Source organism: Gardnerella nova (assembly GCF_049244055.1).
Lineage (GTDB): Bacteria > Actinomycetota > Actinomycetes > Actinomycetales > Bifidobacteriaceae > Bifidobacterium > Bifidobacterium vaginale_H.
In genome coordinates, this window is record NZ_CP058369.1 from 144,179 (window position 1) to 157,121 (window position 12,943).

Annotated in this window: 11 protein-coding genes; all 11 read left to right on the top strand. The window is 48.4% G+C overall.

Annotated features, from left to right (window positions below; genetic code table 11):
- The first annotated feature begins 63 nt into the window (after positions 1 to 63).
- The 11 genes from aroC (at position 64) to HXT56_RS00680 (ending at position 12,838) form a co-directional block, all read left to right on the top strand.
- Complete coding sequence (aroC, locus tag HXT56_RS00630; protein WP_116712527.1) at positions 64 to 1,251, top strand: chorismate synthase; 1,188 nt, start codon at positions 64 to 66, stop codon at positions 1,249 to 1,251.
- A gap of 11 nt (positions 1,252 to 1,262) precedes the next feature.
- Positions 1,263 to 2,924: a bifunctional shikimate kinase/3-dehydroquinate synthase gene (locus tag HXT56_RS00635; protein ID WP_421778169.1), complete on the top strand. Its 1,662-nt coding sequence runs from the start codon at positions 1,263 to 1,265 to the stop codon at positions 2,922 to 2,924.
- A 19-nt stretch (positions 2,925 to 2,943) separates the two neighbouring features.
- Positions 2,944 to 3,402, top strand: coding sequence for a type II 3-dehydroquinate dehydratase (locus HXT56_RS00640; protein ID WP_116712529.1), 459 nt, complete (start codon positions 2,944 to 2,946; stop codon positions 3,400 to 3,402).
- A 180-nt stretch (positions 3,403 to 3,582) separates the two neighbouring features.
- A complete protein-coding gene (locus HXT56_RS00645; protein WP_116712530.1) occupies positions 3,583 to 5,265 on the top strand; it encodes a CTP synthase in 1,683 nt (560 codons plus the stop codon).
- 474 nt (positions 5,266 to 5,739) lie between these two features.
- Complete coding sequence (gene sufB / locus HXT56_RS00650) at positions 5,740 to 7,281, top strand: Fe-S cluster assembly protein SufB (protein ID WP_284346614.1); 1,542 nt, start codon at positions 5,740 to 5,742, stop codon at positions 7,279 to 7,281.
- A complete protein-coding gene (gene sufD, locus HXT56_RS00655; protein WP_421778170.1) occupies positions 7,281 to 8,582 on the top strand; it encodes a Fe-S cluster assembly protein SufD in 1,302 nt (433 codons plus the stop codon). The genes sufB and sufD overlap by 1 nt, the downstream gene beginning before the upstream one ends.
- A gap of 30 nt (positions 8,583 to 8,612) precedes the next feature.
- Positions 8,613 to 9,389, top strand: coding sequence for a Fe-S cluster assembly ATPase SufC (gene sufC, locus HXT56_RS00660; protein WP_116712533.1), 777 nt, complete (start codon positions 8,613 to 8,615; stop codon positions 9,387 to 9,389).
- A gap of 96 nt (positions 9,390 to 9,485) precedes the next feature.
- The gene (locus HXT56_RS00665; protein WP_421778512.1) at positions 9,486 to 10,835 is read left to right on the top strand and encodes a SufS family cysteine desulfurase; all 1,350 of its coding nucleotides are present in this window, start codon (positions 9,486 to 9,488) and stop codon (positions 10,833 to 10,835) included.
- 58 nt (positions 10,836 to 10,893) lie between these two features.
- Complete coding sequence (gene sufU, locus HXT56_RS00670) at positions 10,894 to 11,568, top strand: Fe-S cluster assembly sulfur transfer protein SufU (protein WP_421778171.1); 675 nt, start codon at positions 10,894 to 10,896, stop codon at positions 11,566 to 11,568.
- A 58-nt stretch (positions 11,569 to 11,626) separates the two neighbouring features.
- Positions 11,627 to 12,103, top strand: coding sequence for a metal-sulfur cluster assembly factor (locus HXT56_RS00675; protein WP_116712535.1), 477 nt, complete (start codon positions 11,627 to 11,629; stop codon positions 12,101 to 12,103).
- Between the two features lie 81 nt (positions 12,104 to 12,184).
- The gene (locus HXT56_RS00680) at positions 12,185 to 12,838 is read left to right on the top strand and encodes an HAD family hydrolase (protein WP_421778172.1); all 654 of its coding nucleotides are present in this window, start codon (positions 12,185 to 12,187) and stop codon (positions 12,836 to 12,838) included.
- Positions 12,839 to 12,943: the final 105 nt, after the last annotated feature.

Here is a 12,943-nt window from a genome sequence, read left to right on the forward strand (position 1 = left end):
ATACTTAGTAGTTAGTAGAGTAGAGTACTTAGGCGCGTAAATTACGTAAGAATGGAGAATGGCATGCTTAGGTGGCAAACGGCAGGGGAATCGCACGGTGAAGCGTTAGTGGCAATGATAGAAGGTTTGCCAGCTGGTGTGCATGTTACGAGTGACGACGTGGTTGCGGCTCTTGCGCGTCGTCGCCTTGGCTACGGTCGCGGCGCTCGCATGAAGTTTGAGCAAGACAAGGTGCGTTTGCTCACTGGAGTGCGTCACGGCGTAACGCTTGGTTCTCCTATTGCTGTGGAAATTGCGAATACTGAGTGGCCAAAGTGGACGGAAGTTATGAGCGCAGATCCTTTGGATCATGAGCTGCCAGAAGAAGGTCGCAATGCTGCGCTTTCTAGGCCGCGTCCGGGGCATGCAGATTTAACTGGCATGCGAAAGTATGGTTTTGATGATGCGCGCGAGGTTTTGGAACGTTCAAGTGCCAGGGAAACGGCTTCGAGAGTTGCTTTAGGTGCGATTGCAGATAAGTTTTTGCAGCAGGCGTTGGGTGTGCGCACTGTTGCGCATGTTGTTGGAATCGGCGGCGTATACGCTAACAAAAGTTTAGATTTACCAACACCTGACGATGTTTCGGCTTTGGATGCTTCACCAGTGCGCACTCTCGATAAAGATGCCGAAGCGCGCATGATGGCTCGTATTGACGAAGCAAAGGCGAATGCGGATACGCTCGGTGGTGTAGTGGAAGTGCTCGCGTATGGTATGCCAGCAGGCGTTGGAACATACGTGGAATCAGACCGTCGCCTGGATGCAGCGCTTGCTAGTGCGCTTATGGGAATCCAAGCTATTAAAGGCGTGGAAATTGGCGACGGATTTTTAGAGGCAGATCGCCCTGGATCGGCTGCGCACGACGAAATCGTAACCGACGAAAACGGCAAAATTACGCGTCTTACTAACCGTGCCGGGGGTATTGAAGGTGGCATGTCAAATGGCGAAATCATACGCGTGCGTGCTGCAATGAAACCAATTCCTTCCATTCCGCGCGCTTTACGCACTGTTGACGTACTCACCGGCGAAGCTGCTCAAGCAATCAACCAGCGTTCTGATTTCACGGCTGTTCCCGCAGCTTCCGTAGTTGCAGAAGCAATGGTGAGACTTACTTTGGCAAAGTACGCTTTAGAAAAGTTTGGGGGAGATTCGCTAGAAGAAACGCGTCGCAACGCCGAATCTTACGTAACTTCCTGGCCGGAGTATATGCAGTGAGCGGGAAAGTCATGCCTTTAGCCGTTATTATCGGCATGCCAGCAGCTGGAAAAACTAGAGTCGGCCGCGAAGTAGCGCATCTTATGGACGTTCCATTCCTCGACACGGACGCCATAATTGAAGACGAGATCGATATGCCGATTACCCAATATTTTGAACAATATGGGCAAGAAACATTCCGGGATGTAGAAGCGCGTATTGTGCGCGAAACAATCTTAGGAAGCCGAGCTGTACGCGGTATTGTTTCCCTGGGTGGCGGCGCTCCCATACGCAAGGAAACGCAGGAAGTTTTAAAAACATACGAATGCTTAGGTGGGCGTGTAATTTACTTGCAAGCAAGCCCTAAAGAAGCTATTGAGCGCGCAAGTTGGAACAATAATCGACCAATGCTTATCGGGGATGACGCGGAAAAACGGTGGATGGCACTATATGAACAACGCAATCCTATTTTTTGTGCGATTGCCAATATTCACATGCCAACTCGAGGATCTACGCCAATTATGGCGGCAGAAAAATTAAGGAGCATGATTATGCAACGCATAGTGCATGTAACTGGCGAAAGTATTGAACCGTACGACGTACGCATTGGTGACGCAGCTATGCAACTGTTGCCGCAAATGCTTGGAAATAAGCCGGTTCGTGTGGCGCTAATCCATACACAGCCGGTGCAGCGTCACAGCGACAAAGCGCGCGCAATTTTGCGTCAAGCAGGTTACGAAGTTTTCGATATGCTAGTGCCAGACGCTGAGGCCGGCAAAACCATTCAGGTTGCTACCGGATTGTGGACGAGACTTGGAGAAGCTGGGTTTACGCGCTCTGACGCAATCGTAGGCTTGGGTGGCGGCGCTGCAACGGATGTGGCCGGTTTCGTCGCAGCAACGTGGATGCGCGGAATTCGTTACGTGAATTGCCCTACTTCGCTGCTCGCTATGGTGGACGCTTCTACAGGCGGGAAAACTGGTATTAATACTGAGATTGGCAAAAATCTGGTTGGCAGTTTTTACACTCCGGCGGGTGTGCTAGCGGATACTTCGACGTTGGCGACTTTGCCAAATGACATTCTTATTGAAGGCTTGGGAGAGGTTGCAAAATCTGGGTTTATTCGCGACGGCGAAATTTTGAAAATCCTTAGCGACTCCAATAACGCTAAGCTTTTGCGCGAATTTAACGAGACACAATTAGAGTGCAATGAGACGCTTTACGAACTATTGGTAGAGCTGATTGAGCGTACGGTTCGTGTGAAAGCGTATCACGTGTCGAAAGATTTGAAAGAACAGGGTTTGCGCGAATTTTTGAACTACGGGCATACGCTTGGGCATGCGATTGAACAGATTGAACACTTCCGCTGGCGTCACGGGAACGCTGTGGCAGTTGGCATGGTTTTTGCGGCGGAACTTGCGCAAATTTTGGGATATTTGGATGCTGAAGATGTTGCCTACCATCGTTCACTTTTGGATTCGCTTGGGTTGCCAACGTCTTGGAACGCAAGTGCTACTTGCGGAAACGTAGAAAACGCTTGGCAGCGCGTGCTCGATCTTATGCATCGCGATAAAAAAGCGCGCGGCAACATGCTACGTTTCGTAATTTTGGATGGTATTTCAAATCCTATTCATCTTGATAATCCGCCTATTGAAGCAGTTAAAGAAGCGTTTGAGCGAGTTTATAAAAAATAATTAATCTTGTGAGGAAATTATGGAAAATCAACAACCGAAAAAAGTGCTTGTAGTTAACGGACCGAATTTAGGTCGACTTGGCGTGCGTCAGCCAGATGTGTACGGTAGCGAAAATTTTGAAACTTTGTGCGAATATTGCCAAAAGTGGGGGGCGGAGCTTGGCTTCAAAGTAGAAGTTCGCCAAAGTGACGACGAAGCGCAAATGGTTCACTGGATGCACGAAGCTGCCGATACACATACGCCGGTTGTTATGAACCCTGCCGCTTTTACGCACTACAGTTATGCGCTCGCGGATGCAGCTCACATGGTTTTGGACGCTGGTGTGCCGCTAATGGAAGTGCATATTTCTAATCCTGCTGCGCGCGACGCTTTTCGTAAAATAAGCGTAATTAGTCCTGTTGCAACTGGCACTATTACCGGCATGGGATTGTATGGTTACAAGCTTGCTTTAGAGGCTGTTGCGCATATTGTGCAGTAGAGTAGGGCTTGCGCGTGTAGATTAGAAGTTACGCAATTCGTAAGGTTACGCAATTCGTAAGGTTACGAAATACGTAAGGTTACGAAATACGTAAAGTATTAAAATTGCGAAATCTTAAAAATCGCGAAATCTCACAAAATCAACACCCAGCGTCGAGGCTCGAAGATACTATGGAGTTCCATGGTTAGAAGCAAACATGGTAACTCTCAGGAGCATATTACAAAGCATATTTTTGTCACTGGTGGCGTAGTTTCGTCCCTAGGAAAAGGCCTTACAGCATCTTCGTTAGGCCGACTTTTACGCAGTCGCGGACTGCACGTATTGCAGCAAAAACTCGATCCTTATATCAACGTAGATCCGGGAACTATGAATCCGTTCCAGCACGGTGAAGTCTACGTTACAGAAGATGGTGCAGAAACAGATCTCGACATTGGTCATTACGAGCGATTCCTCGATGTTTTCTTAAGTCAGAAAGCAAATGTTACAACTGGTCAGATTTATCAGTCGGTGCTTCGTAAGGAGCGCGCTGGCGAGTATTTGGGTCAGTGTGTGCAGGTTATTCCGCATATTACCGGCGAAATTAAGTCGCGTATGCGCGCGCAGGCTTCCGACGATGTTGACGTTATTATTACGGAAATTGGCGGCACTGTTGGCGATATTGAATCCCAGCCGTTCCTTGAGGCGGCTCGCGAAGTTCGTCGCGATTTGGGTCCTGAAAACTGCATGTTTGTGCACGTTTCTTTGGTGCCTTATATCGCAGCAGCTCACGAATTGAAAACTAAGCCAACTCAGCATTCCGTAATGATGCTTCGTCAGCTTGGTATTTCTCCAGACGCGCTCGTTTTGCGTTCGGATCGTCCGCTTAACCAGAGCATTAAAGACAAGATTTCGCTTATGTGCGATGTTGATGCTGAAGGTGTGGTGAACTGCGTTGACGCCCCAAGCATTTACGATGTGCCGAAGATTTTGTTCAATGAAGGTTTGGACGCTTACGTTGTGCGCGAGCTTGAGCTTCCGTTCCACGATGTTGATTGGGACGAGTGGGAAGATTTGCTTGAGCGCGTGCATCATCCAAAGCATGAGCTGAATATTGCGATTGTTGGTAAGTATATTGATTTGCCAGATGCGTACCTTTCCGTTACCGAGGCTATTAAGGCTGGCGGTTTTGCTAACTGGGCTAAGGTGAACGTGCGCTGGGTTGCTGCCGACAGGTGCGAAACGCAAGAAGGTGCGGCCGCGGCTCTCGACCAAATGGACGGCATGGTTATTCCAGGCGGCTTTGGTATTCGCGGTATTGAAGGTAAGATTGGCGCTTTGCGTTATGCTCGCGAGCACGGTTTGCCAACGCTTGGTCTTTGCCTTGGCTTGCAGTCTATGGTTATTGAGTACGCTCGTCACGTGCTTGGGCTTGAGGATGCTAATTCCACAGAGTTCGAGAAGGATTGTGGCGATCCAGTAATCGCAACTATGGAGGAGCAGAAGGATATTGTGGCCGGTAAGGGAGATATGGGTCACACAATGCGACTTGGCTCTTACCCTGCAACGCTCGAGGAAGGCTCTATTGTTGCTGAGCTTTATGGCTCTACGCATGTTACTGAGCGTCACCGTCACCGTTACGAGGTGAACGTGGCTTATAAGGATCGTTTGCGTGAAGCCGGCTTGCGTATTAGCGGCCAAAGCCCGGATGGTAATTTGACTGAGTTTGTGGAGCTTCCAAAGGATATTCACCCATTCTATGTGGCAACTCAGGCTCATCCAGAGTTTAAGTCTCGCCCAACTAAGCCTCATCCACTGTTTGCTGGCTTGGTTGCAGCGGCTCTTGAGCATCAGGCGGCTGCTCAAAATAGCAAAGCAGATAAGTAAGCTTAAGTAAGATTTACATAGGTCAATCTTAAGTAAGTTAAATAAAACTTAAGTAAGTAAAGTCAAGCGGTAAAGCTGGGTTTTCCTAAGTTTTGCCGCTTATTTATTTTACAAATGTATTTGTCGCCTCGTGCGCGTTATTTCCTTTACACCGCTGTAAAAGAATTGTCGGTTTTTGGCTTGATTTTGACATTTTTTATACGTGCTTGTAAAGTTTTTGTCGGTTTTTGGCTTGATTCCGACATTTTTTATACGTGCTTGTAAAAGAATTGTCGCTTTTCGGCTTAGTTGATTGTGAGGAACATTACGTTTTGTACGTAACATGGCTATACCAGGAAATCGCATTACGCGGTACTCTTAAATAGGTAAATAATTTGAGTGGCTAGAACGCAAAAGTAACGTTGGGGAATGCTTTTGCGATTACGCGCGCAAGTAGGAGCGTGGCAGCGTTATGCATGGAGGTGCTATAGGCGTATGAACGATACTAGCAATATTAGTCATACAAGCGTTACAGCAAGTGATGGTAGTATTCCAGCAAAAAATAAGGCTGCAGACGTTGAAATGAGCCAGTATGTGGCAGATCGCGCGCGAGTAAATGAAGAGAAAATTCGCCAAGACGAGCAGATTGTTGCCGAATTTGGTGAGTACAATTACGGCTGGCACGATTCGGATGCTGCAGGCGAGGCTGCGAAAAAGGGTATTGACGAGTCGGTTGTGCGCGCAATTTCCGCAGATAAGCACGAGCCGGAATGGATGCTAAACCTCCGTTTGCAAGGCTACCGCGCGTTTTTGCAAAAGCCTATGCCGGATTGGGGTGTAGATTTAAGCGGTTTTGATGCGGATGATTTTAAGTATTACGTTCGTCCAGTTCACGATCAAGCGAAAACTTGGGACGATTTGCCGGAAGATATTCGCAACACTTACGATAGGCTTGGTATTCCGGAAGCGGAGAAAAAGCGCTTAGTTTCAGGCGTTGCAGCGCAGTATGAGTCGGAAGTTATTTACAATTCGATTCGTGAGGATTTAGCAGCTCAGGGCGTGATTTTCGTTGATACGGATACGGCAGTGCAGAAGTATCCGGAGCTTGTAAAAAAGTATTTTGCAACCGTGATTCCGGTTGACGACAATAAGTTTGCGGCTTTGAATACGGCGGCTTGGAGTGGCGGCTCGTTCGTGTACGTTCCAAAAGGCGTGCATGTTGATATTCCGCTTCAGGCTTACTTCCGCATTAACACGCCGAATATGGGTCAGTTTGAGCGCACGCTGATTATTGCAGACGAAGGCTCGTACGTGCATTACGTTGAGGGTTGCACGGCTCCAATTTATTCCACGGATTCGCTTCACGCTGCAAATGTTGAAATTGTGGTGGAAAAGCATGCTCGCGTGCGTTACACAACAGTGCAAAACTGGTCGAATAACGTGTACAACTTGGTAACTCAGCGAGCTTACGTGCGCGAAGGCGGCACAATGGAGTGGGTTGACGGCAATATCGGTTCCAAAGCTACTATGAAGTATCCTGCTTGTATTCTTGCCGAGCCTTACGCAAAAGCAGAAACCATGTCTTTGAGCTTTGCTGGTCGCGGCCAGTACCAGGATACGGGTGCGAAGATGATTCATTTGGCTCCACACACGAGTTCCACGATTGTTGCGAAGTCGATTTCTCGCGGCGGTGGTCGTTCTGCTTACCGCGGTCTTGTGAAGATTATCAAGGGTGCGAAGGGCTCAAGTTCGTCAGTTGTGTGCGATGCTTTGCTTGTTGACGATTTTTCGAGGTCTGACACTTATCCGCATGTTGACGTGCGCGAAGACGACGTTTCTATGGCTCACGAAGCCACTGTTTCCAAGGTCTCCGAAGATCAGCTTTTCTATTTGATGAGTCGCGGGCTTGAAGAAAAAGAGGCTATGGGCATGATTGTGCGCGGCTTTGTGGAGCCGATTAGCCGTGAGTTGCCGATGGAGTACGCGCTTGAGCTTAATCGCTTGGTTGAGTTGCAAATGGAAGGATCCGTGGGCTGATGAGCGAAGATTTTGAAAAGAATGTAGGCAATAATATGACGGAAAAAGAAATTAGTATTCCCGTAGCAGACCCTGATGATCCTTACGCTGTTCCTGCAGCAATGCCTTCTAGCGCCGACAAATCCGTGCGCTCGTTTAACGTGGAAGATTTTGCGATTCCAACGCGCAAGCAGGAAGATTGGCGATACACTCCAGTTGAGCGAATTTCCGAGTTTTTTGAGTGCTTTGAGCCGGCTAATAGTATTAAAGTAACGCTTGAAGGCGTTGGTGGAGCCGCTTTGGATGATTCTTACGTTGGTAACGAAGGTTCCGTAAGTTTGCAAATAAAGCCGCAAAACGAGGCGCCTCACACCGATATGAAGCCGTCTGATCGCGTAGCTGCTGTTGCTTGGAATGTTGCGAAATCTGCATACGTACTGCACGTATCTGGCGAAATCAAAAAGCCAATCGTACTGAAAATTCAGGGTAATCTCGCGAATAGCGCGAATGAAAACGCTGTACAATCGCTTGACGCATTGCACTTAGTAATCGAAGCAGATTCGCGCTCGAACGCTGACATTATTATCGAACATACCGGAATTGCAAAACTTGCTGAAGGTGTGGAAATCATCCTCGGAAAGCACGCGCACGTTTCTACTACATTTATTCAAGAGTGGGATTCGGGCAGCAAACACGTTGGAAATCAGCGTATTCACGTGGGCGAAGGTGCTTCGCTTCGTCACACAATGGTCACTCTTGGTGGAGATGTTGTGCGCATTCGCATGGATCAAGATTTTGGCGGCGAACAGGGCGATTTGAACATGCTCGGCATGTATTTTGTGGATCCAGGCGAGCACGTGGAGCATCGCACGATGGTTGTGCATAATTATCCAGAATGCAAGTCCAGAGTTGTGTACAAGGGTGCTTTGGAAGGGAAGGGTGCGCATTCGACTTGGGTTGGAAACGCGCTTATTAAGCCGGAAGCGCCTGGCACTGATTCGTACGAGTTGAACCGTAATTTGGTGCTCACTCCTGGAGCAATTGCCGATTCGGAGCCGAATTTGGAAATTGAAAACGGCAATATTATTGGTGCCGGCCACGCAAGTTCGGTTGGTCGATTTGATGACGAGGAGCTTTTCTACTTGCAATCGCGCGGAATTAGTGAGATTGAGGCAAGAAAGCTTGTTGTGCGCGGATTCTTTAACGAGCTTATTGAAGAAATTGGCGTGCCGGAAATTGTTGATCACTTAATGAAGGCGATTGAGCGGCGTCTTGCAAGAACGGAAGAGCCTGCGAAAGTAGAAGAGCCTGCACAAAACTGACTTGCAAGAACGGAAGAATAGGAGAAAAACATGTCAACTTTGGAAATTAAGGATTTGTACGCTTCTGTAGAAACAAAAGAAGGACGTAAGCAAATCTTAAAAGGCGTAAATCTTACGGTTAATTCTGGAGAAACTCACGCAATTATGGGTCCTAACGGATCTGGAAAGTCTACTCTTGCCTACACTTTGGCAGGTCACCCAAAGTATGAAGTCGATTCCGGTCAGGTGCTTCTCGACGGCGAAGATATTTTGAAAATGACTCCTGACGAGCGTGCAAAAGCGGGATTATTCCTTGCAATGCAGTACCCGGTGGAAGTACCGGGTGTATCTATGACGAACTTCCTTCGCACCGCAAAAACCGAAGTTGACGGCAAAGCTCCATCTTTAAGAAGCTGGGTTAAAGAACTTAGCGAAGCTATGAAAAAGCTGCGAATGGATCCAAAATTCGCGTCGCGTTCGGTAAACGAAGGCTTCTCCGGCGGCGAAAAGAAGCGTGCGGAAGTGTTGCAATTAGAGCTTTTGAAACCAAAGTTCGCAATTTTGGACGAAACTGATTCCGGCCTCGACGTAGACGCGCTTCGAATTGTGTCGGAAGGCGTGAATCGTGCCAAAGAGAACACTGGTTTAGGAATTATGATGGTTACGCATTACACGCGAATTCTTAAGTATATTAAGCCAGATATTGTGCACGTTTTTGCGCAAGGTCACTTTGTAAAGACGGCTGGCCCGGAGCTTGCGGACGAGCTGGAAGAAGAAGGTTACGACAAGTATTTGCCGGAAGGCGCAACTGAGTCGGCGTTGGCTTAAGTGCAGCTTAGGTGACGTTTTAATCGGTTTATATATTCGTAAAAATAGCGTAAATAGCGTAAAAAATAGCGGTTGAATATGACTACAGAAAATATTATGCGAGAATTTAGCGATTTGCGCGCAGAATTTCCGATTTTGCGTCGTACGGTTCACGGCACTTCGCTTTACGATACTGTGCACGGAAAGTCCTTGATTTACTTGGATTCTGCAGCAACTTCGCAAAAACCGCAGGTGGTAATCGACACCGAAAAAGAGTTTTACGAAACGATTAACGCCGGCGTGCACAGGGGAGCGCACGAGTTGGCGGCACTTTCGACGGTTGCGTTTGAAGAAGCGCGTGCGAAAGTTGCGCGTCTTGTTGGAGCGTGTGCGAAAGCTGGCGGCGAGGAAATTGTTGTCACGCCAGGAGCGACGGGCGCTCTTAATCTTCTCGCAACTGCTATTGGTAACGCTAGTGCGAAAACAAAAATTTGCAAAATAAGTGGTAGCGCTTCTGTTGATTTAGTTGGTGCTGATAATTTCCGCCAAAATTTCGCGCTTCACGAAGGTGACGTAATAGTCGTGTCGCGGGCAGATCATCACTCTGTTTTGCTGCCATTCCAAGAGCTGGCCTTTCGCACGAGAGCGGAACTTCGTTGGATTGATGTATCAGAAGACGGTCGCGTGCGCACGGATGCGGATTATTTACGAACGATTATTGACGAGCACACGAAAATCGTTGCTGTTACGCATATTAGCAACGTTACTGGCGCTATTACGGACGTTTCGCCGATTTGCGAGCGCGCTCACGAAGTTGGGGCGATTTTTGTGCTCGACGCATGCCAGTCCGTGCCGCATATTCCGGTTGATTTTCACGCTTTAAACGTTGATTTTGCAGCTTTTAGTGCGCATAAAATGTACGGGCCAACGGGAGTTGGATTCTTGTACGGTCGCCGCGAGCTTTTGAACGCGCTTCCGCCAGCAAGTTTCGGAGGTTCAATGGTGGAGCTTGCCTGGCTTAACAAGCCGGCGCAATACATGGATGCGCCTTACCGTTTTGAGGCTGGGACTCAGCCGGTTGCACAAATGGTTGCGGCGGGAGTGGCAGCGGATTGGTTGCGCGCGTTGGGAATGAACCATGTTGCAGAACATGAGCAGGAAATTGCTGCAGAATTGCTAAAATTGCAGGATGTTCCGGGTGTTCGCATTTTGGGACCGACTAATTTAGAGAATCGAATTGGCACGGTTGCTTTTGAAGTTGAAGGCGTGCATCCGCACGACGTTGGCCAATTTTTAGACGCACAAGGCATTGCGATTCGCGTTGGGCATCATTGCGCTCAGCCGATTCACCGTCATTTTGGCGTGTATGCGTCGAATCGCGCTTCCGTCGGCGTCTACAATACAGTTGACGAGGCTCGTGCGCTTGTTGAAGCAGTTTCTCACGTTCGCGCCTACTTTGGCGCATAATATTGCTAGCAAGTCAGCAAGTTAGTCGAGCAAGTTAGCAGGTAGGTAAGGAGTGCGTATGTTTGATATGGGTTTTGGTGCGGGAACTGGTTTTGGTGCGGGTGCCGGTTTTGGCGGCGCTGGTGATACGTCTGGTGACGGTTTGGAAAGCATGTACCAAGAAGTGATTTTGGATGCCGCACGAAATCCGCACGGAAAAACTCATTTCGAAAGCACGGCCGCGCTCGCACAAGCCGAACTGCAGGAAGAATCTGCCGAATCTACAAAAAATACAGAATCTACCGAAATCACACTAAACAATACTCACGAAAGTTGCGCTGTAGCAACCGACGCAAACACTCATCCTTTTGGCCAATCGCACCAATTCAATCCAACTTGTGGCGACGAAGTAACTATGCGCGTGGAACTTTCCCGCAGCAATAATTCCGAAAAACCAACTGTAGCAAGTGTTAAGTGGGATGGTCACGGCTGCTCAATTTCGCAAGCGAGCCTTTCAATGATGGTTGATTTAGTCGAAGGAAAGTCGGTTGAAGAAGCCTTGCGATTAGACGCACTATTCCACAAACTTATGGAATCTCGCGGCGCAGGTTTGCAAAACGAAGAAGACGAAGATGCGCTAGAAGACGCGATGGTTCTGCAAGGCGTATCGCGCTATCCAATGCGAATTAAGTGCGCGCTTTTGGCGTGGGAAGGCTTAAAAGACAGCATTGCCAAAGCAATGAGCAGTTTCTAACATAAATTCTGCGTAGTTTGTAGAATCGAACTTTGGTACAAGCAAAGCAAGGAATATTATGGCAGAAAATCAATCGGCGGTTGAGCTGGCACAGTCGGCGCCTTTAAGTGCGAACGATATTGGCAGAGTTACCGAGGAAGATATTCAGGAAGCGCTTCACGACGTAGTGGATCCGGAATTAGGTATTGACGTGGTGGATTTGGGCTTGGTGTATGGCATTGAGCTTGACGAGCTGGGTCGCGCGATTATTACCATGACGCTTACTACGCCTGCTTGCCCGCTTACGGATTTGATTGAGGACGAGTGTGCGAATGCGCTCGCAGGGCTGGTTGATGAGTTCCGCATTGATTGGACGTGGAAGCCGCGTTGGACGGTTGATAACATTAGCGAAGATGGACGCGCGCAGCTTGAGGCGCTCGGTTACAATCTTAATAATTTGCAAACGAACTTTGCGATGGGTGCAGTTGGCGCGTATGGAATGTATGGCGACGCATACGATAATTCGATGAGTGCTGGCATTCCTCCGACCGCGTAACTTGGATTATTTTAACGTTTGTTTTAGTGTTCTCCTTAATATCGTTAATATCGTTAATATCGGCATAAACAAGTGGGAAGTATGTGCGCTGAAATAAAAGCAGTTAGTGCAAGCGGAATTTGTGATATTAGTGCTATTTGCGATACAAATAGTGTGCGCGAAAATAGTATCCGCGAGTATGTTGCGCGCGGAATTTCCGACGTTGTTTTCGACTTGAATTTGCTGGTTGATTGGGATGCGCGCCGCACGTTGGCTGAGGATTATCCGGATTTTATTGAGGAAGTGCTGTTTAGTTTCGAGCCGGAATGGGGATTTGAGTTTCATGAGGCTCTGCGCGAGGCTGGGTGGAGTATTGATCGCGCGCTTGAATCGTTTAGTGAGCATCACGGGCCGGCAGTTACGTGGCTATATCGCTTGTATTTTGAACGTTTTGGGCGCGGTTTTGCGGGTGAGTGTGCGGATACTTCGGCCGCGGCGCGTGAGTTGATTGCTAGCGGTGTGCGCGTGTGGGCGCTTGGTAACGCTTCTAGTGATTGGCTCCGCTGCGCTCGCAAAACTTGCCCAATACTTGGCGAACTAAACGGCGTTTGCGCATCTTACGAAACGCATTTACGCAAGCCGGACGTAATGCTTTACCGCGCGTTTTTGCAACAAAACTCCCTTTCTTGTGCTTCTACGCTTTTCCTCGAAGGCGACTCTCGCGCCGCTTCTGCAGCGTCTCTGCTCTATTCTTAATCGGCATTCTTAATCTGCACTAGTGTCTCTGCTTGCCTATTTTCGGACACTGGTGCAGTAATTAATCTGCGTTAGTGTCCCAAAACAAGCAGAATGAGACACTAG